Source organism: Pseudomonas sp. 20-5 (assembly GCF_056782835.1).
In genome coordinates this window covers 3492231-3513773 of the sequence record NZ_CM165584.1, presented here as the reverse complement: position 1 = coordinate 3513773, position 21543 = coordinate 3492231, and the positions used below count along the sequence as shown (strand labels likewise).

21 protein-coding genes are annotated in these 21543 nt (G+C 67.5%); 9 read left to right on the top strand and 12 right to left on the bottom strand.

The window, feature by feature from the left end; genetic code table 11:
* Positions 1 to 351: 351 nt before the first annotated feature.
* On the bottom strand, positions 352 to 639 hold the full coding sequence (locus AC1RB9_RS16075; RefSeq protein WP_003088136.1) for a hypothetical protein: 288 nt from the start codon (positions 637 to 639) through the stop codon (positions 352 to 354).
* Positions 640 to 803: 164 nt separating this feature from the next.
* Here AC1RB9_RS16075 and AC1RB9_RS16070 point away from each other — a divergent pair, with 164 nt between their 5' ends.
* The gene (locus AC1RB9_RS16070; protein ID WP_003115740.1) at positions 804 to 1190 is read left to right on the top strand and encodes a hypothetical protein; all 387 of its coding nucleotides are present in this window, start codon (positions 804 to 806) and stop codon (positions 1188 to 1190) included.
* A gap of 13 nt (positions 1191 to 1203) precedes the next feature.
* On the opposite strand, the gene AC1RB9_RS16065 is transcribed toward AC1RB9_RS16070, so the two are convergent.
* The 8 genes from AC1RB9_RS16065 to AC1RB9_RS16030 all read right to left on the bottom strand — a co-directional run bounded on the left by AC1RB9_RS16065 (position 1204) and on the right by AC1RB9_RS16030 (position 9366).
* Positions 1204 to 1827, bottom strand: coding sequence for a glutathione S-transferase family protein (locus tag AC1RB9_RS16065; RefSeq protein WP_003088140.1), 624 nt, complete (start codon positions 1825 to 1827; stop codon positions 1204 to 1206).
* 88 nt (positions 1828 to 1915) lie between these two features.
* Entirely contained in the window at positions 1916 to 2305 is a 390-nt protein-coding gene (locus tag AC1RB9_RS16060; protein ID WP_003088144.1) for a hypothetical protein, read from the bottom strand.
* Positions 2302 to 3039 (bottom strand): hypothetical protein, encoded by a 738-nt coding sequence (locus AC1RB9_RS16055; protein WP_003088145.1) that lies wholly within the window; start codon positions 3037 to 3039, stop codon positions 2302 to 2304. The genes AC1RB9_RS16060 and AC1RB9_RS16055 overlap by 4 nt, the downstream gene beginning before the upstream one ends.
* Entirely contained in the window at positions 3036 to 5465 is a 2430-nt protein-coding gene (locus AC1RB9_RS16050) for a penicillin acylase family protein (protein WP_003450166.1), read from the bottom strand. The genes AC1RB9_RS16055 and AC1RB9_RS16050 overlap by 4 nt, the downstream gene beginning before the upstream one ends.
* A 25-nt stretch (positions 5466 to 5490) precedes the next feature.
* A complete protein-coding gene (locus AC1RB9_RS16045; RefSeq protein WP_003102697.1) occupies positions 5491 to 6114 on the bottom strand; it encodes a 2OG-Fe(II) oxygenase in 624 nt (207 codons plus the stop codon).
* A gap of 16 nt (positions 6115 to 6130) precedes the next feature.
* Positions 6131 to 7405: a fatty acid desaturase gene (locus tag AC1RB9_RS16040; protein ID WP_003102695.1), complete on the bottom strand. Its 1275-nt coding sequence runs from the start codon at positions 7403 to 7405 to the stop codon at positions 6131 to 6133.
* Positions 7406 to 7423: 18 nt separating this feature from the next.
* Entirely contained in the window at positions 7424 to 8593 is a 1170-nt protein-coding gene (locus AC1RB9_RS16035) for a hypothetical protein (protein ID WP_003088150.1), read from the bottom strand.
* Between the two features lie 5 nt (positions 8594 to 8598).
* Positions 8599 to 9366 carry a sterol desaturase family protein gene (locus AC1RB9_RS16030; RefSeq protein WP_003102692.1) on the bottom strand — a complete coding sequence of 256 codons (768 nt, stop codon included), beginning with the start codon at positions 9364 to 9366 and terminating at the stop codon, positions 8599 to 8601.
* 761 nt (positions 9367 to 10127) lie between these two features.
* Between AC1RB9_RS16030 and qscR the strand changes: the two genes are divergently transcribed.
* The 8 genes from qscR (at position 10128) to phzG (ending at position 17596) form a co-directional block, all read left to right on the top strand.
* Positions 10128 to 10841 carry a quorum-sensing transcriptional repressor QscR gene (gene qscR / locus AC1RB9_RS16025; RefSeq protein WP_003118960.1) on the top strand — a complete coding sequence of 238 codons (714 nt, stop codon included), beginning with the start codon at positions 10128 to 10130 and terminating at the stop codon, positions 10839 to 10841.
* A gap of 481 nt (positions 10842 to 11322) precedes the next feature.
* The gene (gene phzA / locus AC1RB9_RS16020) at positions 11323 to 11811 is read left to right on the top strand and encodes a phenazine biosynthesis protein PhzA (RefSeq protein ID WP_003450170.1); all 489 of its coding nucleotides are present in this window, start codon (positions 11323 to 11325) and stop codon (positions 11809 to 11811) included.
* 35 nt (positions 11812 to 11846) lie between these two features.
* A complete protein-coding gene (gene phzB, locus AC1RB9_RS16015; protein ID WP_003115119.1) occupies positions 11847 to 12335 on the top strand; it encodes a phenazine biosynthesis protein PhzB in 489 nt (162 codons plus the stop codon).
* A 23-nt stretch (positions 12336 to 12358) separates the two neighbouring features.
* A complete protein-coding gene (phzC, locus tag AC1RB9_RS16010; protein WP_015502308.1) occupies positions 12359 to 13576 on the top strand; it encodes a phenazine biosynthesis protein PhzC in 1218 nt (405 codons plus the stop codon).
* Positions 13573 to 14196 carry a phenazine biosynthesis protein PhzD gene (gene phzD, locus AC1RB9_RS16005; protein ID WP_003093625.1) on the top strand — a complete coding sequence of 208 codons (624 nt, stop codon included), beginning with the start codon at positions 13573 to 13575 and terminating at the stop codon, positions 14194 to 14196. Before phzC ends, phzD begins: the two co-directional genes overlap by 4 nt.
* Entirely contained in the window at positions 14193 to 16076 is a 1884-nt protein-coding gene (gene phzE, locus AC1RB9_RS16000; protein WP_003460078.1) for a phenazine biosynthesis protein PhzE, read from the top strand. Before phzD ends, phzE begins: the two co-directional genes overlap by 4 nt.
* A 13-nt stretch (positions 16077 to 16089) precedes the next feature.
* The gene (gene phzF / locus AC1RB9_RS15995) at positions 16090 to 16926 is read left to right on the top strand and encodes a phenazine biosynthesis protein PhzF (RefSeq protein ID WP_003093628.1); all 837 of its coding nucleotides are present in this window, start codon (positions 16090 to 16092) and stop codon (positions 16924 to 16926) included.
* A gap of 25 nt (positions 16927 to 16951) precedes the next feature.
* Complete coding sequence (gene phzG, locus AC1RB9_RS15990) at positions 16952 to 17596, top strand: phenazine biosynthesis FMN-dependent oxidase PhzG (protein WP_023088039.1); 645 nt, start codon at positions 16952 to 16954, stop codon at positions 17594 to 17596.
* A gap of 520 nt (positions 17597 to 18116) precedes the next feature.
* On the opposite strand, the gene AC1RB9_RS15985 is transcribed toward phzG, so the two are convergent.
* Genes AC1RB9_RS15985 through AC1RB9_RS15975 form a run of 3 tightly spaced genes read right to left on the bottom strand, consistent with a single transcriptional unit; the run spans position 18117 to position 21543 of the window.
* Positions 18117 to 18653, bottom strand: coding sequence for an HIT family protein (locus tag AC1RB9_RS15985; RefSeq protein ID WP_003450216.1), 537 nt, complete (start codon positions 18651 to 18653; stop codon positions 18117 to 18119).
* 41 nt (positions 18654 to 18694) lie between these two features.
* Positions 18695 to 20335: an alpha/beta hydrolase gene (locus AC1RB9_RS15980; protein ID WP_003450219.1), complete on the bottom strand. Its 1641-nt coding sequence runs from the start codon at positions 20333 to 20335 to the stop codon at positions 18695 to 18697.
* Complete coding sequence (locus AC1RB9_RS15975; RefSeq protein WP_003450221.1) at positions 20332 to 21543, bottom strand: MFS transporter; 1212 nt, start codon at positions 21541 to 21543, stop codon at positions 20332 to 20334. The genes AC1RB9_RS15980 and AC1RB9_RS15975 overlap by 4 nt, the downstream gene beginning before the upstream one ends.

Sequence of the window (21543 nt, the reverse complement as noted above, 5' to 3'; positions counted from 1 at the left end):
TTTTCCGGCGCGCCAGAACTCGACCGGTCGCTACCCGTTACGCAGGCCGGTCGGTACGCTCTGGCGCTGTCGGTGCCCGTGTCGCCGGCCGGGTGCTGTCATGGGGGATGGGAGAGCGCAGGCGGAGAAGTCGTCCCGCGAAAGGCTGGGGAGGCGTGTGTCAGGGTCCCCTGGAAGCGGGCCTGGGATATCCCGGAAAGGCTCGTCGTGGGGCGAACTGTCGAAGACGTTGACATGCTGAACCACCACTTCCGTGTCTGTTCTGCAACTGTCTATAGACCGCCGGGGGGTGGGTGTCAAAGTGCCACTTCGCAGCCTTCCCCATGGTGGATGGCTGCGAAGGAGAGTCGATCAGGCCAGTTGCGCCGGGTCGAGCATGTCGCTCTCGAAGGTCATCCAGCCGCCGTTCTCGCTGGCCGCGCCGTCGAGGATCGGGCCGTAGTAGGTGAGGCCGATGGTCAGGCTGAAGCAGATGTGGGTAGCGTTCTCCGGGGCGTCCAGCTGGCCTTCGAAGTGCAGCTTGAGCACGCCCGGCTCGACGCTTTCCAGGCCGATGGCGACGTTCGGGTTGTCCACGGCCTCGCTTTCGCGGCCGCGTTGCTCGGCGCTGACGGTGAGGGTCACGGTGTCTCGGTACATGTCTTGCTCCAGTTGGCGTGGGGCCGGCGTCGCCAGCGCGGCGGACAGACTACTGGCAGACGCGCCGGCTGGCCAGTGCTGGCTGCGGCAGGCGCCGCGCGGGGCCTGGGAATCATTCGCCGGCGGCGCAGTCCAACTGCGCATCACCAACCGACCCCGAGGGGATGATGAAGCTACCCGTGCTCGCTGTATTGGGCGCCGCGCTGCTGTTGAGCGCCTGCGCGAAGAAGGAGGCCGAGGCCTGTGCCTCGCCGGACGTGAAGGACCAACTGATGCGGATCTTCCTCCAGGGCGCGATCACCGAGCGCTCGCCGGAGTTCAAGGACAGCGCGCTGCGCGACGTGGCGATCCTCGAGAAGGATCCCGACAGCGGCGTGCTGTCCTGTGTCGGCACCCTCAGCGTGCCGGCCGGCCAGCAGGTGGTCGAGGGCGTCCTGCAATATCGCATCGCCCCGGTGGCCAAGTCCGACTACGACTACCTGCTGCTGGATACCGCCGGCGCCAACACCACCGCCCTGGCGCAGCGCCTGAACAAGGCACTCGGCCAGTGATCGCGCGCCTCGCTCAGGGTACGCCGTTGCGGCCGTGGGCGAGGAAGCCGGGACGGGCGCCGAGGCGCTCGTAATAGGCGCGCACCGCTGGCAGCGACGGATGCTCGAACGGCGTCTCGTACCAGCGGTTGACCGACAGGCCGATGGCGATGTCGGCCAGGCTGAAGGTCTCGCCGGCGACATAGGCGCCGGTGCGTAGCAGTTGTCCCTCGAGGATTTCCATGAAGCCCGTCCAGCCGCGCAACGAAGCCTCCACCTGGGCCGCGTCGCGGTGCGCCGGCGACTGCCGGACCAGGCTCATGAAGGCATAGCTCCACGAGCGGTTGAGGTCGGAGGCCTGCCAGTCCAGCCACTGGTCGACCCGCGCGCGCGGCGCCGCCTGCTGCGGATAGAGGCGTTCGCCGGCATAGCGGTTGGCCAGGTAGCGGATGATGCTGTTGGATTCCCAGAGCACCAGTTCGCCGTCGCGCAGCACCGGCACCATGGCGTTCGGGTTGAGGGCGAGGAACTCCGCCGCGTGGGTGTCGCGGAAGCCGCTGCCCCAGTCTTCGCGGCGGTAGGGCAGGTCCAGTTCGGCGCAGGTCCAGAGCACCTTGCGCACGTTGATCGAAGAGGCCTTTCCGAGAATCTCCAGCATGGCGATGGCGCGTCCTTGGGCGGATAGGAAGGCTCCGAGTATACGGGCCGATCCCGCCGACGGGGAACGGCTCGAGCGGGGGCGCCGGCTAGGCGCCGCTGGCTTGCCGGCGACCCGGGCGGCGGCGCGCCCAGAGGGCGAAGTAGAGCCAGCCGATGACGAACGATGGCGCCACGCTCGCCAATGGATGCGGCGTGCCCGAGAGCCAGTGCAGCGCGGCCATCGGCGCGGTCAGCAGGAGCACCACCAGCAGGGGCGCCTGGCGTTGCGCAAGGCCGTGGCGGCGGCCGAGACATTGCAACAGGTACAGGCCGAAGCGCGTCGCCAGGAGACTCGCGGCGCCCTGGAGCAGGGCGGCGACGCCCATCCCGGCCAGGCCGCCGTCCTGGTTGGCATAGGCCGCCCAGGCGCCGTAGAGCACCGCGGCCGGCAGCGCCGCCAGCCACGGGTCGTCGGAGCGCTGCGCGAGTCCGCTCACCGGATGATCCTCTGCTGCACGTAGGGTTCGGCACCGGGCGCGAGGCGGACCATGCAGAGGATCTGGTCGCTGCTGCCGACGTGGGCGACGAAGTGGTCGTTGGTCCTGGCGTGGCTGGACATCGCCATGCGCGGGAAGAAATCCGGGGCGACGCTGCGTTGCCCGCCGGGTATCAGGCCGGTTTCCGCATCCAGGCGCAGGTTGGCGGACAGCGTGCCGACAACGTCGAGGGCCAGGTCGACCATGTCCGGGCTCTGGCGCGGCGCTTCCAGGTCCGGGTACAGCGTCGCTCCCGGGATCCGCGCGCTGAGGGCGCGGAACATGTTGTAGACCACCGGGTTGTAGGTCTTCGCCACGATCAGTGGCGGCAGCCCGCCGTTGCGCTCGCTGACCTGGCGCAGGAAGAACTGGTTGATCCGCTTGAACAGGCTGGTGCGGTGGTAGCGGTCGACCACCATCGCCGTCCACAGGTAGAGGAAGCGTGTCGAGCCGCGGACGAAGTCCTTCGCGCCCAGGATGCCGATGATCCGTTCGCCCTCCGGGTCGGTCGCCAGCACCAGGTGGTCGTAGGTCTCGAAGATATCCGGCTGGTTGCCGAAGTATTGCAGCACGTCGAACTGCGGCATTCCCTCTTGCAGGTCGGCGACTATCTTGCGTTTGAAGCCCTCGGGGAATTGCCGTTCGCGGCTGGAGTAGTCGAGGTCGAAGGCGTTTTTCTGCGGATCGCTGGTCATGGTCGTGGCTCGCCGGAGGAAGAGGCTGAAGGGCGCAGGACCAACTGGCGGTCCGTCGCGTCGGGGGCGTCGTCGGCGATACGGATGTACGCGCCGCGGGCCCAGAGTTCGTTGAGGTCGGTGGCGCCGTCGAACGGCAGGCCGGAGTTGCGGGTGGACAGCGCGTAGCGCGAGTTGTCGAAGTCCGCCAGGTCGATGACCATCCGCAGGGTCGCGGCGATCCGGGTGTTGAACGGGTTGGCCGGGTCGCTGTAGTCGAAGCGCCCGACGTTGACGCTGAAGTTGTCGCCGCCCTTGTTGTTCTTCAGGTCGAACAGCGCGCGCAGCGGGGTCTTGTGGAAGGGCACGTGCTCGGCGAGGGCGGCGTGCGCCTCGCCCCACTTCCAGCCGCTCGGCGCGCTTCCGTGGGCGGCACGCAGTTCGTCGAGGGCGCGGCGCAACGACTGGTTCAGCTTGAGGTCGCAGCCTTGTTCCTGGCCGCACCAGAAGCGCAGGTCGGCCTGGCCGTCGAGGATCAGCCGGAGGAAACCGTCGTAGTTGCGCTGGTTCCAGCCGCTGGCCAGCAACTGCGTGCCGATCCTCGGTTGCAGCAGCTCGCGGGTGAAGGCGCGTACCCAGTAGCCGGCGATCAGTGGCGCGGCCAGGTCGGCGGCGGCCTGGTGGTTCCAGCCCTGGAGCAGGGCGAAGGCCTCGCTGGCGCGCAGTTCGGGGTCGCTGACCTGCTCCAGCATCTTCGGCAACAGGCTCGCCATCACGCTGGAGAACTCGTCGTTCTGCAACTCCAGGCTGTCTTCCAGGGTGCGCTGGCCGGGGCCGCCGAGCCACTCGCGGATGCGTTCGTAGCGGTAGGGCAGGACCCAGTCGTGGCCGAAGTCGAAGGCATTGTCGGGCGGCACGATGCGCTGGTTCGCCGTGGCGATGAACCCTTCGCGGGGGTTGAGGCTGCGTGGCTTGGCGCTTTCCGGAACGTAGCCGACCCAGTCGTAGCGGCTCTCCCAGCCGGGCGAGGGGGCCAGGCCATGGAGGTCGTCGTCGGCGCCGCGGAGCGGTACGCGACCGGCGGAGACGTAGCCGATGTTGCCCTCGACGTCGGCATAGACCATGTTCTGCGGCGGTACGCCGAAGTCGGCGGCGGCGTCGAGGAACTGTTCCCAGCCTTCGGCCCGGTTGATCGCCAGCAGGCTCGGGAAGGTCTTGTCGTGACGGTCGAGGCCGGTCCAGGCGAGGGCGATCACCAGCCGGTCGCGCTGCGCCTGCGGCAGCCGCGCCGGTTCGTAGATGTCGCTGATCACCGGGCCGTGGCGGGTGCTGCGGACCTCCAGCGAGACCGGCTCGCCGTCGCGCACGGCGATGCGTTCCAGGCGCGTCTCGAAGGGCCGGTAGCCGTCCGGGGTCAGGTAGCGCCGCGGGTCCTGGGGATCGACGCGCTCCAGATAGGCGTCCTGGATGTGCGAGCCGGTATTGGTGTAGCCCCAGGCGATGCGCTGGTTATGGCCGATGACGAACAGCGGGGCGCCGGCGAAGTTGGCGCCGGTGAGGCTCAGGCCGGGGATCTTCAGGCTGGCCAGGTAGAAGGCCGCCGGGTTGGTCAGGCGCAGGTGCGGATCGTTGGCCAGCAGCGGCTTGCCGGTGGCGCTGCGGCTGGCGGAGACCACCCAGTTGTTCGAACCGATGCCCTCGACGTTGGAACCGGGCAGTTGCCCCAGCAGCTTGCCGGCGTCCGGCGTGCCGTGCAGGGAGCGGTACAGGCTGGCGTAGTCGCGGGTGGCCGGCGGCCGCTCGCCCGGATAGGGGGCGAACACCTCGTTGATCCGCGCCAGGTCCAGGTGCTCGGCCAGCGCCAGGCGCTGCAACTGCATGCCCAGGTTGGCGCTCAGGGTCCAGGAATAGAGCAGGTGCAGGGACAGGCTGTCCACCGGCCCCCAGGGCCCCGGCCGCTCGTGGCGCACCAGGCTGAATTCCAGCGGCAGCGCCGCCGGGGCCAGCTCCAGGTAGGCGTTGATCCCGTCGCTGTAGCGTTGCAGCAGGACGCGCGTGGGCGCGTCCAGGTTGGCGTAGATGCCCTCGGCGGTGCGCCGGAAGCCCAGGGTGCGGGCGAACCTGTCCATCGGCAGGGTCTTGGCGCCGAACACTTCGGAGAGCGTCCCGCCGGCATAGCGGCGGGCGAACTCCATCTGCCACAGGCGATCCCTGGCGTGGCTGTAGCCGAGCAGGAAATAGCCGTCCTCCAGGCTCTGCGCGCGGATATGCGGGACGCCGGCGGCGTCCCAGGCGATCCGCCCCTCGTGTTCCAGGCCATGGCCGACCTGGATCTCGCCGTACTTGAAGCCCAGCGGGACGGCCAGCAGGTAGACCGCGCAGGCCAGTAGCCCCAGCAGCAGGCCGCCGAGGGACAGGCGCCAGGCGTAACGTGCGTTCTTCGACATCGCTTCGAGTCTCCACGCCGACGGGTCAATAGACCCGCCGGTTCCGGTCCGCATGGCGACTGACGAAGAACACCAGCGAGACGCGCTCGCCGGCGGTCACCTGCTGGACCTCGTGGGGATAGCTGCAGTCGCTGATGATCACCGAGCGCGGCTCCGGCTTGATGTCGTTGCGCAGGTTGCCGTCGCGGTCGTAGACCACGAACTGGCCGCCGGAGAAGTAGGTGCCGAGCTGCAGGACGATGGAGTACTGGTAGTCCGGGTTGCTGTCGGTATCCAGGTGCCGGCCGATGAACGAGCCGGCCTTCATCCGGTTCACCTGCATGCGCCGGACGTAGAAGGCGTCGTCGCCCATCAGCTTGCGGAACAGGCTCATCACGTTGTCGTTGCAGACGCGCGGGATGATCAGCTCCGACAGCGCATGGTTGACCACCGTGGGACGGTCGCGGTCGGTCATGAAACGGGCCACGTAGAGGTCGTTCTCCTCGTCGGCGTCGCCGATCAGGATCTTCTCCCACGGCAGGGTCGAGTTGGCCAGGACCTGGTTCATCAGTTCCCAGTCCTGCTCGTCGTAGAGCGCGTCGCTGGGGGTGATATAGGCGCAGCCGTTGGCTGCCAGGCTCTGGGTGATCTGGGCAATCTGAGTATTCATGGGGTTTCCTGTGTGATCAGGCGGTAGCCTGGGATGCGGGTTGGTTGGTGTGGGGCTGGTTGGCGGCATCGGTCTCCGGAGCGAGCCGGGCATGGTTCTCGCGGTACCAGTCGACGATTCCGAACGGGTCCGACTGGCCGCGGCAGAGGTGGTCGCGCAGGATCAGGAAGTTCTCCCACATGCCCCAGGTCTCGGTCATCGGGCCGAACTTCGAGGGGCGCGCCTCGTTGGCCGCGCGCTCCGGCGCGATGCGCCAGAAGTTCACTCCCGGCTTGCGATGGTGGAAGTCGTGGCTGGGCAGGTCCTGCATGAAGGAGAACACCCGCAGCGGGATGTCGATCAGCAGCACGCCCAGGCTCCAGCGAACGAACGCCAGGGCGAAGGCCAGGCCCTGCTTGTCGGCCGGGTAGGGGCGGCCGAGGAAGCGTCCCCAGCTCAGCGAGCCGTAGTGCAGGAAGCGCGGCAGGCCGTGCTCGTTGCGGGCGAACCAGAGGTGCTCGGAGACGTGCTGGATCCACGACGAGTACTGGGTGAGGATGAAGATCGGGAACAGGTAGAACAGCGCGAACGCCTCCAGGTAGCCGCTGGCGTACACCAGGCCGAGCAGCGCAGCCCAGTAGAGCGCCCGGCTGACGCGCTCGTGGCGCGGGGCGGAGACGAAGCTGACGTCGAAACGGAACTTCAGGTGCTCGAGGATCCGCGCCGGATGGAAGGGCGCGAGCACCAGGCGGGTCCAGAAGGCGCTCTCGGACATGCCCTTGTAGAAGCCGTGCTGTTTCATGAAGACCAGGTCGACGTCGTGCTCGGTATTGAAGGTGCGCACGCTGTGGTGTTCGTTCACGTGCAGCTTCACGTACTCGTCGCGCGGGGTGTGCAGGATCGGGATCGACAGGATCCACTTGCAGGTGAAGCGGGCCAGCGCCTTGTTCTCCAGGCTGGCGCCATGGGTGGTGTAGTGGAAGGTATGGAGGAAGCCACGCTGGCGGTTGACCACCAGGCACATGATCAGCGCGCCCAGCAGGCACTTCAGCCACAGTGGCTGCTGCGAGGCGAGCAGTTGCTGGCCGTAGATCACCGCGAGGAAGAACACCGCGTAGCCCCAACTGATGTGCAGGTAGAGCTGCCAGGGCTTGAGCAGGGTGTCTTTCGGCCGTCGCGGCGGGCGGTCGTTCAGCGACTTGCCGGTGACCCAGGTCCAGAACGGCTGGCAGGGCAGGTCCTTGTAGGTACGGCGCACGTCGATGCCGTATCCGTACTTGGAGTATCGGGTCTTGAACAGTTCATCTTGCATGGCGCAGGCGCTCCCTCGTTACAGGTAGTCGGTTCGGATGTAGAGCGTCGGGACGGTCGCGAAGAACGAGTAGAACGGCTCCATCCGGTAGTGATCGACGGCCAGCACGACGAAGTTGTCGAAGCGCTCGCCGAAGAGTTTTCCCATCAATGCGTACTCGGCGGCCTGGGAGACGAAGCTGGCCCAGATCTGCTCGCGCGACTGGCTGGCGAACCATTTCTCGTAGAGCGGCAGGCGCGACAGGAAGATCGATTCCAGGGCCGGGTAGTCCAGCCCGGTCTGGCCGTAGTCGCCCTGTTCCAGGCGCTGGACGATCTCGCCGTGGGCCCGGTGCCAGCCGTCCTCGCCGCCGCACATCTCGAAGAACGAGCAGGTCGCGGCCGGGCAGGGCAGGGCCCCGGCGATCCGCTCGAGCTGGCGCTCGACCTTGCCGAGGAAACCCTCGCGGGTCTCGCCGGTGGCGGGGTTGCGGTTGAACGACAGGTATTCGAACTCGCCGCCGAGGATCGCGTGGCGGATCTCCACCTGGCGCGCCCTGGCCAGCTCCGCCACCGCCTGCCCGGCGCTGACCAGCTTGGCGCCGGCCAGGCCGGGCTGGTCGCCGACTCGCTCGAAGGTGTAGCGCGGCTTGCCCTCGGCATCGCTGGAGTGCGAGTAGTCCGGGCATACCGCGCTCACCAGGTGCAACGGACGGCCTTCGCCAGCGGCGCGCTCCAGCGCCTCCACCAGGCCGCGCAGGGCCCGCTCGCTGGGCGGCATGACGTTGCCGGCGGCCAGCCAGCGCTCGATGTCGCGGGCGTGGCGGTCGAGCTGCGGGATGTCCGGATGCTTGAGTTCCAGCTCGCTCTTGGCGTTGACCGCATCGGCCAGGAGCAGGGTGGTCAGGGACGGGATGCGTCCCTTGCTCTTGAAGCGGTGGATGTTGGTGACCACCGAGTTGCCCTGGCGCAGCTTGAAGTCGAATTCCTGGTGGCGCGACTGGAGGATCAGGTAGAACAGGTAGTTGCTGAACGGCAGCTCGCGCGCGCCGTGGGAGATGCGCAGCTCCAGATACCTGCGTTTCAGTTCGCCGAGGCGCGTTTCCAGTTGCGCATAGGTATGGTCGGGGACCACTTCGGCGAGGGGGAGGCCATACGAGATGGATTTCAATATGTTCCGGCTGAGACGGGAATCGATGTCTGGAATCATGGCGTTCACCTGACGTCGGGCTTGACCAGGACGGGAGCGGGCTGGGTTTTTCCGGGGAGGCTGTGCACGTCGCGGAACAGCAGCATGTCGACGAACTGCTGCTCCTTGTCGCCGGCGAAGCCCTGCGGCTCGTCGATGCGGCGGGGGTTCTCGTAGGTGCCGAACAACATGTCCCAGATCGGGAAGTCGCTGTAGTTGCACTCGTGGCGGTCGCGCTGGTGGTGGATGCGGTGCATCTCCGGGCGCTGGAACAGGTAGCCGAGGACGTGCGGGGTGCGCAGGTTCGAGTGGTAGAACATCTCGCCGAGCGCGGCGAACATGATGTAGTAGGCGCCGGCCTCGATGCTGATGCCCATCACCACGTAGGCGACGAAGCTGCCCAGCAGCGAGTTGAAGACCATCTCGGTCGGATGCTTGTAGAAGGAGGTGAATACCTCGATGCGTTGCGGCGCGTGGTGCAACTGGTGGAACAGCCGCCAGAGCGTGTCGTTGGCGTGGCGCGCGCGATGCCACCAGTAGGTGACGAAGGTGTTGACGAAGTAGGCGGCGAAGCCGGCCAGCAGTGGTGGCAGGGCATCCGAGGTGTGCAGCAGGCTGTGCCCCATCATCCATTTGTTCCAGGTGATGCCGGCGAGCAGGGCGATCGACACCTGGACGATGTTGAGGAAGATCACCCGGGCCACCCAGGTGCTCACCTTGGGCAATTTCCAGCCGGGAACCAACTGTTCCAGCATGAAGATGAATAGCGCCACTCCGATCAAGTAATAAATCATATTTATCTCCTCTTCCTTAGGGGCGGACGCCATGCGGAACTTTCATCGATACGAAAGGCCAGCGTCCTGTTTATTGTCTGAAGCACTTCTCGGCAGGCTGCGGTTATCGCTTCGCTATATTCGGAAGGCGATCTCGGTCAGGCGTGGATAGCTTGTCCATGGTCGAATGGAGCGCTCTTTTTAATTGCCTCAGAATGCGCTTCGTGAAAATCGGCACGGACAATGAAATGCCTGGTCGAATTAAATTGTCACAGCCCGGCAGGGACAACCTGCCCTTCCGGGCAGGTATCTGCGGAGAGATAGGGGGGGAAGTATGTAGTTGCCATTTCTGGTCCCCGGGGAGCCTCGTCGACGAGGCCCGCCATGGGCCAAGGTTTGTTGTCGGGAGGCTCTCCCGACGACGATGGAGCGTGCGAGAAGAACAATGAGAAAGACCGCCGTGAGGCCCATCGGAGAGCCGTTCTACGGTTTCCGCAAAGATCCGGGGCGCCGTCCCCTCCAGCCCAGCGCAGTTCCTGCGCGGCGCCTCGTGTCCGTGCTCATCGAGAAGTTCTCTTCAGCCTCGTTTCGTCGTCGCCCGGCGGGCGGCGAATGGGCTCGACCTCGTCCGGAACACCCGCACAGGGCCGGTGGCGATATGTACTTCCAGGTCCGGCTTGATAAAGGGAATTGTCATGAGTGGATAAGACGGAAACAAAAAAGAATAAAAACGCTGAAGAACCGAATCCTGCCGGGATCGATTGTTGACTGGTGAAGCTGGCATGCATGATGAGAGAGAGGGATATCTCGAGATTTTGTCAAGAATAACAACCGAGGAAGAGTTCTTCTCCCTGGTTCTCGAGATATGCGGTAATTATGGATTCGAATTCTTTTCATTCGGTGCGCGGGCGCCTTTCCCGCTGACCGCACCTAAATATCATTTCCTGTCCAATTACCCAGGGGAATGGAAAAGCAGATATATCTCCGAAGACTACACATCCATCGACCCGATCGTGCGCCATGGTCTCCTGGAATACACCCCGCTGATCTGGAATGGCGAAGACTTCCAGGAGAACCGTTTCTTCTGGGAGGAAGCGCTGCATCACGGCATCCGTCACGGCTGGTCGATCCCGGTCCGCGGCAAGTACGGGCTGATCAGCATGCTGTCCCTGGTGCGTTCCAGCGAGAGCATCGCCGCCACGGAAATCCTGGAGAAGGAATCCTTCCTGCTCTGGATCACCAGCATGCTGCAGGCTACCTTCGGCGACCTGCTGGCGCCGCGCATCGTCCCGGAAAGCAATGTGCGCCTGACCGCCAGGGAAACCGAGATGCTCAAGTGGACCGCGGTGGGCAAGACCTACGGCGAGATCGGCCTGATCCTGTCGATCGACCAGCGCACGGTGAAGTTCCATATCGTCAATGCGATGCGCAAGCTCAACTCCAGCAACAAGGCGGAGGCCACCATGAAGGCTTACGCCATCGGCCTGCTCAACTGAATCGACGCCTCGTCGCCTAGCGAGGCCGCCGCGCAAGCGTCCGGCCATTCACCGAATGGCCGGATAGCGTTTGCGCCGGTCGCCTGAGCGCAGCCTTCCCACCGGCAGCGTTTCCCCGCTGCCCCCTTCGCCATTGCGCCCGTCCTCCTGTTGTCCGGCACGCTAGTGCAACTTTCCGGGCGCTTGGCAAACCGGCCAAAGAATAGAACGGAATCGATGCCCCACACCTGTAATTTTTAAGGGGTTATGGCTATTGCAAAAAAGCGTTTATAAGTTTGTCCCCTGTCAAATCTGGTTACAACTGGGTTTCAGGCGAAACATTCGGTCATGGCAATTCGGCATTAGTTGAAACTTTGGAGACGCTCCGAAGCGGGCAACTTTTGCCCGGAAAAAGCTTCACGGCAATTTCTCCGGCCTGTCATCCCGATGTCTTCTTTCCGGTATGGATGCCAGTCGATTCGAACTGGCGGAGATTCGCACCATGCGAGAGTACCAACGGTTGAAAGGGTTTACCGACAACCTGGAATTGCGTCGGCGCAACCGTGCCACGGTCGAGCACTACATGCGCATGAAGGGGGCCGAACGGTTACAGCGGCACAGCCTGTTCGTCGAGGACGGCTGCGCCGGCAACTGGACCACGGAAAGCGGCGAACCCCTGGTTTTCCGGGGCCATGAGAGCCTCAGGCGGCTCGCCGAGTGGCTCGAGCGCTGCTTCCCCGACTGGGAGTGGCACAACGTGCGGATCTTCGAGACCGAGGATCCGAACCACTTCTGGGTCGAGTGCGACGGGCGCGGCAAGGCGCTGGTCCCGGGGTATCCGGAGGGCTATTGCGAGAACCACTACATCCATTCCTTCGAACTCGAGAACGGCCGGATAAAACGCAATCGCGAGTTCATGAACCCGATGCAGAAATTGCGTGCATTGGGAATAGCCGTTCCACAAATAAAACGTGACGGTATTCCCACCTGATTAATGTTTATTCCAATTCAAGAGGAGATATGACGATGCTCGATAATGCCATTCCCCAAGGTTTCGAAGACGCCGTGGAGTTGCGCAGGAAGAATCGCGAGACGGTGGTCAAGTATATGAACACCAAAGGCCAGGATCGCCTGCGCCGCCATGAACTTTTCGTCGAGGACGGCTGTGGCGGTTTATGGACCACCGATACCGGCTCGCCCATCGTCATTCGTGGCAAGGACAAGCTGGCCGAGCACGCGGTGTGGTCGCTGAAATGCTTCCCGGATTGGGAGTGGTACAACATCAAGGTCTTCGAGACCGACGATCCCAACCACTTCTGGGTCGAGTGCGACGGCCACGGCAAGATCCTCTTCCCCGGCTATCCCGAGGGCTACTACGAGAACCACTTCCTGCATTCCTTCGAGCTGGACGACGGCAAGATCAAGCGCAACCGCGAATTCATGAACGTCTTCCAGCAATTGCGCGCCCTGAGCATTCCGGTCCCGCAGATCAAACGCGAAGGCATTCCCACCTGAGGCCATCCTGGAAGGGGTGAACTATGGACGATCTATTGCAACGCGTACGGCGCTGCGAAGCGCTGCAGCAACCCGAATGGGGCGATCCGTCGCGCCTGCGCGACGTGCAGGCGTACCTGCGCGGCAGTCCGGCGCTGATCCGCGCCGGCGACATCCTGGCCCTGCGCGCGACCCTGGCGCGGGTCGCCCGCGGCGAGGCGCTGGTGGTGCAGTGCGGCGACTGCGCCGAGGACATGGACGACCACCATGCCGAGAACGTGGCGCGCAAGGCCGCCGTGCTGGAACTGCTGGCCGGCGCCCTGCGCCTGGCCGGCCGGCGGCCGGTGATCCGCGTCGGGCGCATCGCCGGGCAGTACGCCAAGCCGCGTTCCAAGCCGCACGAGCAGGTCGGCGAGCAGACCCTGCCGGTCTATCGCGGCGACATGGTCAACGGCCGCGAGGCCCATGCCGAGCAGCGCCGGGCCGATCCGCAGCGGATCCTCAAGGGCTATGCGGCGGCGCGCAACATCATGCGCCACCTGGGCTGGGACGCCGCGTCCGGGCAGGAGGCGAATGCCTCGCCGGTCTGGACCAGCCACGAGATGCTGCTGCTCGACTACGAGCTGTCGATGCTGCGCGAGGACGAGCAGCGCCGGGTCTATCTCGGTTCGACCCACTGGCCGTGGATCGGCGAGCGCACCCGCCAGGTCGACGGCGCCCATGTGGCGCTGCTGGCCGAGGTTCTCAACCCGGTGGCCTGCAAGGTCGGTCCGGAGATCGGCCGCGACCAGTTGCTGGCGCTCTGCGAGCGCCTCGATCCGCGCCGCGAGCCGGGACGCCTGACGCTGATCGCGCGGATGGGCGCGCAGAAGGTCGGCGAGCGCCTGCCGCCGCTGGTGGAGGCGGTGCGCGCGGCCGGGCACCCGGTGATCTGGCTGAGCGACCCGATGCACGGCAACACCATCGTCGCGCCCTGCGGCAACAAGACCCGCCTGGTGCGCAGCATCGCCGAGGAGGTGGCGGCGTTCCGCCTGGCGGTGTCCGGCTCCGGCGGCGTGGCCGCCGGGCTGCACCTGGAGACCACCCCGGACGACGTCACCGAGTGCGTCGCCGATTCCAGCGGCCTGCACCAGGTCGGCCGGCACTACACCAGCCTCTGCGATCCGCGGCTGAACCCCTGGCAGGCGCTCAGCGCGGTGATGGCCTGGGCCGGCGCAGAAGCGTCCCCGAGCGCAACCTTCCCCCTGGAGACCGTGGCATGAGCGGCATTCCCGAAATCACCGCCTATCCCTTGCCGACCGCCCAGCAGCTGCCGGCCAACCTGGCGCGCTGGAGCCTGGAGCCGCGGCGCGCGGTGCTGTTGGTGCACGACATGCAGCGCTACTTCCTGCGCCCGCTGCCCGAGAGCCTGCGCGCCGGGCTGGTGGCCAACGCCGCGCGGCTGCGCCGCTGGTGCGTCGAGCAGGGCGTGCAGATCGCCTACACCGCCCAGCCGGGCAGCATGACCGAGGAGCAGCGCGGCCTGCTCAAGGACTTCTGGGGGCCGGGCATGCGCGCCAGTCCGGCCGACCGCGAGGTGGTCGAGGAGCTGGCGCCGGGGCCGGACGACTGGCTGCTGACCAAGTGGCGCTACAGCGCCTTCTTCCACTCCGATCTGCTCCAGCGGATGCGCGCCGCCGGCCGCGACCAGTTGGTGCTGTGCGGCGTATACGCCCACGTCGGGGTGCTGATCTCCACGGTCGACGCCTACTCCAACGACATCCAGCCGTTCCTGGTGGCCGACGCCATCGCCGACTTCAGCGAGGCGCACCACCGCATGGCCCTGGAATACGCCGCCAGCCGCTGCGCGATGGTGGTCACCACCGACGAGGTGCTGGAATGAACGCCCTGCCCACATCGCTGTTGCAGCGCCTGCTCGAACGGCCGGCGCCGTTCGCCTTGCTCTACCGCCCGGAAAGCAATGGCCCGGGCCTGCTCGACGTGATCCGCGGCGAGGCGCTCGAACTGCACGGCCTGGCCGACCTGCCGCTGGACGAGCCCGGCCCGGGCCTGCCGCGCCATGACCTGCTGGCGCTGATTCCCTACCGGCAGATCGCCGAGCGCGGCTTCGAGGCGCTCGACGACGGCACGCCGCTGCTGGCGCTGAAGGTTCTGGAGCAGGAACTGCTGCCGCTGGAGCAGGCCCTGGCGCTGCTGCCGAACCAGGCGCTGGAACTGAGCGAGGAAGGTTTCGACCTCGACGACGAGGCCTACGCCGAAGTGGTCGGGCGGGTCATCGCCGACGAGATCGGTCGCGGCGAAGGCGCCAACTTCGTGATCAAGCGGCGCTTCCAGGCGCGCATCGACGGCTACGCCACGGCCAGCGCGCTGAGTTTCTTCCGCCAGTTGCTGCTGCGCGAGAAGGGCGCCTACTGGACCTTCATCGTCCACACCGGCGAACGCACCCTGGTCGGCGCCTCGCCCGAGCGACACATCAGCGTGCGCGACGGCCTGGCGGTGATGAACCCGATCAGCGGTACCTACCGCTATCCGCCGGCCGGGCCGAACCTGGCCGAGGTCATGGAATTCCTCGACAACCGCAAGGAAGCCGACGAGCTGTACATGGTGGTGGACGAGGAGCTGAAGATGATGGCGCGGATCTGCGAGGACGGCGGCCGGGTGCTCGGTCCCTACCTCAAGGAGATGGCGCACCTGGCGCACACCGAGTACTTCATCGAGGGCCAGACCAACCGCGACGTGCGCGAGGTGCTGCGCGAGACGCTGTTCGCCCCGACCGTCACCGGCAGCCCGCTGGAAAGCGCCTGCCGGGTGATCCGCCGCTACGAGCCGCAGGGTCGCGGCTACTACAGCGGGGTGGCGGCGCTGATCGGCGGCGATGGTCAGGGCGGGCGCACGCTGGACTCGGCGATCCTGATCCGCACCGCCGAGATCGAGAGCGACGGCCGCCTGCGCATCGGCGTCGGCTCAACCATCGTGCGTCACTCCGATCCCCTGGGCGAGGCGGCGGAAAGCCGGGCCAAGGCTTCCGGGCTGATCGCCGCGCTGAAGAGCCAGGCGCCGCAGCGCCTGGGCTCGCACCCGCACGTGGTGGCGGCGCTGGCCAGCCGCAACGCGCCGATCGCCGACTTCTGGCTGCGCGGCGCCAGCGAGCGCCAGCAGTTGCAGGCCGACCTGTCCGGACGCGAGGTGCTGATCGTCGATGCCGAGGACACCTTCACCTCGATGATCGCCAAGCAGCTCAAGTCGCTGGGCCTGACGGTGACCGTGCGCGGCTTCCAGGAGCCGTACTCGTTCGACGGCTACGACCTGGTGATCATGGGCCCCGGCCCGGGCAACCCCACCGAGATCGGCCAGCCGAAGATCGGCCACCTGCACCTGGCCATCCGTTCGCTGCTCAGCGAGCGCCGGCCGTTCCTCGCCGTGTGCCTGAGCCACCAGGTGCTGAGCCTGTGCCTGGGCCTGGACCTGCAACGCCGGCAGGAGCCCAACCAGGGCGTGCAGAAACAGATCGACCTGTTCGGCGCCGCCGAGCGCGTCGGCTTCTACAACACCTTCGCTGCGCGCGCCCTGCAGGACCGCATCGAGATCCCCGAGGTCGGCCCGATCGAGATCAGCCGCGACCGCGAGACCGGCGAGGTCCATGCCCTGCGCGGGCCGCGCTTCGCCTCCATGCAATTCCACCCCGAATCGGTGCTGACCCGCGAGGGTCCACGCATCATCGCCGACCTGCTGCGCCACGCGCTGGTCGAGCGGCGGCCCTGAGCCAGGAGAGCCCATGCACAGATATGTCGTGATAGACGCCTTCGCCAGCGAACCGCTGCAAGGCAACCCGGTGGCGGTGTTCTTCGACTGCGACGACCTCAGCGGCGAGCGCATGCAGCGCATGGCGCGGGAGATGAACCTGTCGGAGAGCACCTTCGTGCTCCGCCCGCAACAGGACGGCGACGCGCGCATCCGCATCTTCACCCCGGTCAACGAACTGCCGTTCGCCGGCCACCCGCTGCTGGGCACCGCCATCGCCCTGGGCGCCGAGACCGACAAGGACAGGCTGTTCCTGGAGACCAGGATGGGCACCGTGCCCTTCGCCCTGGAGCGCCAGGACGGCAAGGTGGTGGCCTGCAGCATGCAGCAGCCGATCCCCACCTGGGAGCACTTCAGCCGCCCGGCCGAGCTGCTCGCCGCCCTCGGCCTGAAGGGCTCGACCTTTCCCATCGAGGTCTACCGCAACGGCCCGCGCCACGTCTTCGTCGGCCTGGAGAGCGTCGCCGCGCTGTCCGCGCTGCACCCCGACCACCGCGCGCTGTGCGACTTCCCGGACCTGGCGGTGAACTGCTTCGCCGGCGCCGGGCGGCACTGGCGCAGCCGCATGTTCTCGCCGGCCTACGGCGTGGTCGAGGACGCCGCCACCGGTTCCGCCGCCGGGCCGCTGGCGATCCACCTGGCGCGCCACCGGCAGATTCCCTACGGGCAGCAGATCGAGATCCTCCAGGGCGTCGAGATCGGCCGGCCGTCGCGCATGTACGCCCGCGCCGAGGGCGCCGGCGAGCGGGTCTCGGCGGTGGAAGTGTCGGGCAACGGCGCGGCCTTCGCCGAAGGCCGGGCCTACCTGTGAACGGGCAGAACGGAGGAACGCCGTGATGGGCGTCAACACGAACATTTCCGAGTCCCTCACCGGGACCATCGAAGCCCCTTTCCCGGAGTTCGAGGCGCCGCCGGCGAACCCCATGGAGGTGCTGCGCAACTGGCTGGAACGCGCCCGCCGCTATGGCGTGCGCGAGCCGCGGGCACTGGCCCTGGCCACGGTCGACGGGCAGGGCCGGCCGTCGACGCGGATCGTGGTGATCGCCGAGTTGGGCGAGCGCGGGGTGGTGTTCGCCACCCACGCCGATAGCCAGAAGGGCCGCGAACTGGCGCAGAACCCCTGGGCCTCGGGGGTGCTGTACTGGCGCGAGAGCAGCCAGCAGATCATCCTCAACGGCCGCGCCGAACGCCTGCCCGACGAGCGCGCCGACGCCCAGTGGCTGAGCCGCCCGTACCAGACCCACCCGATGTCGATCGCCTCGCGGCAGAGCGAAACCCTCGCCGACATCCACGCCCTGCGCGCCGAAGCCCGGCGCCTGGCGGAAACCGACGGCCCGCTGCCGCGCCCGCCGGGCTACTGCCTGTTCGAACTGTGCCTGGAGTCGGTGGAGTTCTGGGGCAACGGCACCGAGCGGCTGCACGAGCGCCTGCGCTACGACCGCGACGAAGGAGGCTGGAAGCACCGCTACCTGCAACCGTGACGACACCGCTGCGCCGACGTCTCATGGCGGATAACCGCAAGCGGTTATTCGCCCTACGCGGCCTCGGAACCCATCCAACCGCACGCGGTCATGCGTACCGCGGCCTCGGAGCCGGGTCGTAGGGCGAATGACGCCACCGGCGTTATCCGCCGCTGCGCCGACGTTTCATGGTGGATAACCGCAAGCGGGTATTCGCCCTACGCGGCCTCGGAACCCACCCAACCGCACGCGGTCATGCGTCCCGCGGCCCCGGAGTCGGGCCGTAGGGCGAATAACGCCACCGGCGTTATCCGCCGCTGCGCCGACGTCTCATGGCGGATAACCGCAAGCGGTTATTCGCCCTACGCGGCCTCGGAGCCCATCCAACCGCACGCGGTCATGCGTACCGCGGCCTCGGAGCCGGGTCGTAGGGCGAATGACGCCACCGGCGTTATCCGCCGCTGCGCCGAGGTTTCATGGCGGATAACCGCAAGCGGTTATTCGCCCTACGCGGCCTCGAAGCCCACCCAACCGCACGCGGTCATGCGTCCTGCGCGGACTCGGAGTCCGGCCCAGACGATGTTCGGGGTTGGACGCCGTAGCCGAATGCCCGGCGCAATCCGGCGATCGCCTGTTGCCGATCCATGCCGCGCACGGCCGGCGGATCGGCGCGTTCGCAGAATTCGCGCCAGACGAACAGGGTCAGCTCGGCGCCATCGGTAAGGGGGGCGGCGGTCGGCACGCCGAACTGCTGGAGCGTCCGGTAACGCGTGTCCTCCCAGAACAGTTCCTCGACCCAGTCGTACAGTGGCATCAGGTGGAAATGCACCGGCAGGCCGGGCATGTGGCCGTAGCGGCCGACATAGATGCGTCGCGGCCGCAGCAGCGCGTCCATTTCGCGCTCGACCCTGGCCAGCAGCGGCCCGAATTCGGCGAGGGCCTGTTCCGGCAACTGGTGGAAGGCCGTCGCCGGTTGCCGCGAGCCGAGCATGCAGTAGCCGGGCAGGGCCGAGTCGATCCGCTGGTTCAGCGTCCAGTGGCGGGTCTGGTGGATGATCAGCTCGGGCGGGATATGCATGGACGGCGCTCCGCAGATGGGACGCCCACTGTAACCCGTCGTCAGGGAAGATCCAGCCCGGTCTTGCGCCGTTTCATTTCGTCGATGCGTCGTCGCAGCGCCAGGCGCTGGGCTTCCGGCTTGGCCAGCCACCAGTCGCGCACCGCCGAGTTGTCGTAGCGCGTCAGCCAGGCGGGGAAGCGCGCCATCTGCGCTTGCGGAAAGTCGTTGGCGCGGCCGCGCAGGTAGTGATCGAAGAAACCCAGCACCAGGGCGTTGGGAGCCTGGATGAGGACTTCCGTCGGTGCCGAGCCGAGCAGCCCGTCGCGCAGCGGCCGGCGGATGAACAGCGGATTGTCGGTAAGCCCGGCATGGGCCGAATCGCGCAGTACCAGGCGATGAATGTCCTGGCGCTGGCCGGCGTGCTCGAAGCGTTCGTAGGAAAAGTCGTTGAAGCTTCTCGGGCGGGCCGGCGGTTCGATGCCGAACAGCCGGTAGAAGTTGCCAAGGTCGGCGTGCAGCATCAGCAGCGGTGCCGGGAAATCGCTGTCGAAGGGCGCGAAGTCGAAGTCGCCGCCGTCGAGGTTGACGGCCGCCGCGCAGCGTCGGTCGACCATGCAGACCGCGCCGGTGGTCGAGCCGCCGAAGGACATGCCCATCTCGCCGGTGTGCGCGAAGTCGCTGGCGGCCACCAGGTCGGCGACCCTGTCCGGGACCTCGCCGGCCTGCAGGCGGTCATGGACGAACAGGCGGTCGGCCAGCCATACCGGCGCGCTGAGGTTGACGGCGCGGTTGGCCGGGGCGGGCAGGTCGAGGGCGGTGTGCAACTGGCCGTCGAGGCGCTGGTCGAGATCGTCGCTGACATAGCCCTGGCGCATGGCCTGCGGCAAGCCGTCGTGGGCGGCCCGGCGCAGGTGTTCGACCAGCCCGGGGTCCATGGGCAGCAGCGTGCCATCGGGCAGGCGGGTCGGCGACGCGTCGCCGCTGTGCTGGATGGCGTAGACCGCGTAGCCGTGGCTGGCCAGTTCTTCCATCAGGGTCCAGTTGCCGCCGGCGAAGGCGCTGTAGCCATGGCTGTAGAACACCACCGGCAGGCGAGCGGAATCGTCGCGCAGCGGGGCGTCCGGATAGGAATTGGTGCGCAGGTGCTTGAGGTAGGCGAGCAACGGCGGAAAGCCGAGTATTTCACCGAAGCCCCGCGCGGTGCTGCGCGCCTCGCCTGGGTCGAAATAGTGACGCGGCGCGGCGCCGGCGATCGGGCGTGCCGGGTACCAGGCGCGTACCAGCAGGCGCCGCGGCTGCCCGGCCGGGGCGCCGAGCAGGCCGGGTCGGCTGGGGTCGCCCAGTTCGAAATCGCGCACGCCGACCGCATAGGGGCCGCTCGGCGCCGGCAGCGGCGCGACCGGGAACAGGTACAGCGCGGCGATTGCCAGCAGCACCAGCAGGCCGTACAGCGAACCGGTCCGGAACGGCAGGCCGCGCTCGGGCTTCCGGCGCAGGCAGGCGCCGAGCAGCAGGGAGAAACCGGCGAAGGCGCCGACGCCGGCTTGCCAGCGGTCGTCCCATGCAGCGTACAGGCCGGCGCCGAGCGCCAGCGTCGAGGCGAGCGCCAGCAGGCTACGGCGGCCGGGCAGGGCGGGTATCCACCAGGCGAGCAGGGCCGCCAGCAGGGTCGCGACCAGCAGCAGGTCGACAGCGGTCATGGTGCTTCGCTCCTCGTTTCCACGGGGCGCGTCGGTTGGCTCGACCAGAACGCCGCCAGCGCCAGCAGCAGACCGACCAGCGCGTAGGGGGCGCGGCTGTCCAATTGGTGGAGCAGCGTGCCGAGCAGCGGCCCGCTGATCAGGCCGAAGCCATGTACGGCCACCAGGGTGCCGGCGGCGGCACCCTGTTCCTCGGCGCGCACGGCATTGGCGTTGAGCGCCGAGACTGCCGGGAATACCCAACCCATGCCCGCCGCGGCGACGAAGAAGGCCAGCCAGAGCAGCGGCGGCGAGTCGGCGAAGCACACGGCGGCGAAGCCGATGGCGGCGACCAGCCCGCCGACCCGGATCAGTCGCGGCGGTGGCCAGTCCAGGCGGCGCACCAGGAGCTGGGCCAGGATCAGCGCGACGCCCACTGCGGTCAGGGCGATGCCGGCCACCCGCGCGGCGTCGGCGGAATCCAGGCGCAGCCGGTCGAGGGCGAAGAAGCCCACGGTGATCTGCGCCACGGTGACGCTGAACATCGCCACGAAGCCCACCGCCAGCGGCCGCCGCAGGCGGCGGTCGCCGATCGCCAGGGCGGCGCCGCGGTTCGGCTGGCGACGCTCCTCGCGCGGCAGCCAGCGCCAGAGCGCCAGCAGGGCGACCAGGGGTAGCGCGCCGGTGACCAGCAACGGCAGGACCAGCCCGTGAGTCGCCAGCAGTCCGGCCAGCCCCGGCCCGATCACCATGCCTATCGCGCTGGCCGCGCCGAGTCCGGCCAGCGCCGCGGCGCGTCGTTGCGCCTCGACGTGATCGGCCACCAGTGCCGCCGTGCAGGCCGGCACCGCGGCGTAGAAACCGCCGGCGAGGCCGCGCAGGAGAACGATACCGGCGAAGGCGAACAGGGTCGGCAACGTCCAGTGCAGGGCGAGCACGATGAACAGGCAGAGCGAGCCGTAGGAGAGGGCGAAGCCGGCCAGCCCGCCGAGCAGTATCCGCCGTCGCCCATGCCGGTCGCTGGCGATGCCCCAGGGCCGCGCCGCGAGCATCCAGGCGATGCCGCCGACGGTCACCGCGGCGCCGGCCTGCCAGGCCGCGAGGCCGAGCTTGCGGGCGAGCGGGCCGACCAGGGCGACGAAGGACATCACCGCGAGGGTGCAGACGAAGGTCTCGAACATCAGCGGACGCAGGTCCAGGGTGTTGGCGGAGGACGGCGGGGTGGTCAT

Coding starts and splice junctions, on each gene's coding strand:
- AC1RB9_RS16075 (WP_003088136.1), bottom strand. CDS start 639: ATGTACCGAGACACCGTGACCCTCACCGTCAGCGCCGAGCAACGCGGC.
- AC1RB9_RS16070 (WP_003115740.1), top strand. CDS start 804: ATGATGAAGCTACCCGTGCTCGCTGTATTGGGCGCCGCGCTGCTGTTG.
- AC1RB9_RS16065 (WP_003088140.1), bottom strand. CDS start 1,827: ATGCTGGAGATTCTCGGAAAGGCCTCTTCGATCAACGTGCGCAAGGTG.
- AC1RB9_RS16055 (WP_003088145.1), bottom strand. CDS start 3,039: ATGACCAGCGATCCGCAGAAAAACGCCTTCGACCTCGACTACTCCAGC.
- AC1RB9_RS16050 (WP_003450166.1), bottom strand. CDS start 5,465: ATGTCGAAGAACGCACGTTACGCCTGGCGCCTGTCCCTCGGCGGCCTG.
- AC1RB9_RS16045 (WP_003102697.1), bottom strand. CDS start 6,114: ATGAATACTCAGATTGCCCAGATCACCCAGAGCCTGGCAGCCAACGGC.
- AC1RB9_RS16040 (WP_003102695.1), bottom strand. CDS start 7,405: ATGCAAGATGAACTGTTCAAGACCCGATACTCCAAGTACGGATACGGC.
- AC1RB9_RS16035 (WP_003088150.1), bottom strand. CDS start 8,593: ATGATTCCAGACATCGATTCCCGTCTCAGCCGGAACATATTGAAATCC.
- AC1RB9_RS16030 (WP_003102692.1), bottom strand. CDS start 9,366: ATGATTTATTACTTGATCGGAGTGGCGCTATTCATCTTCATGCTGGAA.
- qscR (WP_003118960.1), top strand. CDS start 10,128: ATGCATGATGAGAGAGAGGGATATCTCGAGATTTTGTCAAGAATAACA.
- phzA (WP_003450170.1), top strand. CDS start 11,323: ATGCGAGAGTACCAACGGTTGAAAGGGTTTACCGACAACCTGGAATTG.
- phzB (WP_003115119.1), top strand. CDS start 11,847: ATGCTCGATAATGCCATTCCCCAAGGTTTCGAAGACGCCGTGGAGTTG.
- phzC (WP_015502308.1), top strand. CDS start 12,359: ATGGACGATCTATTGCAACGCGTACGGCGCTGCGAAGCGCTGCAGCAA.
- phzD (WP_003093625.1), top strand. CDS start 13,573: ATGAGCGGCATTCCCGAAATCACCGCCTATCCCTTGCCGACCGCCCAG.
- phzE (WP_003460078.1), top strand. CDS start 14,193: ATGAACGCCCTGCCCACATCGCTGTTGCAGCGCCTGCTCGAACGGCCG.
- phzF (WP_003093628.1), top strand. CDS start 16,090: ATGCACAGATATGTCGTGATAGACGCCTTCGCCAGCGAACCGCTGCAA.
- phzG (WP_023088039.1), top strand. CDS start 16,952: ATGGGCGTCAACACGAACATTTCCGAGTCCCTCACCGGGACCATCGAA.
- AC1RB9_RS15985 (WP_003450216.1), bottom strand. CDS start 18,653: ATGCATATCCCGCCCGAGCTGATCATCCACCAGACCCGCCACTGGACG.
- AC1RB9_RS15980 (WP_003450219.1), bottom strand. CDS start 20,335: ATGACCGCTGTCGACCTGCTGCTGGTCGCGACCCTGCTGGCGGCCCTG.
- AC1RB9_RS15975 (WP_003450221.1), bottom strand. CDS start 21,543: ATGACCACCCCGCCGTCCTCCGCCAACACCCTGGACCTGCGTCCGCTG.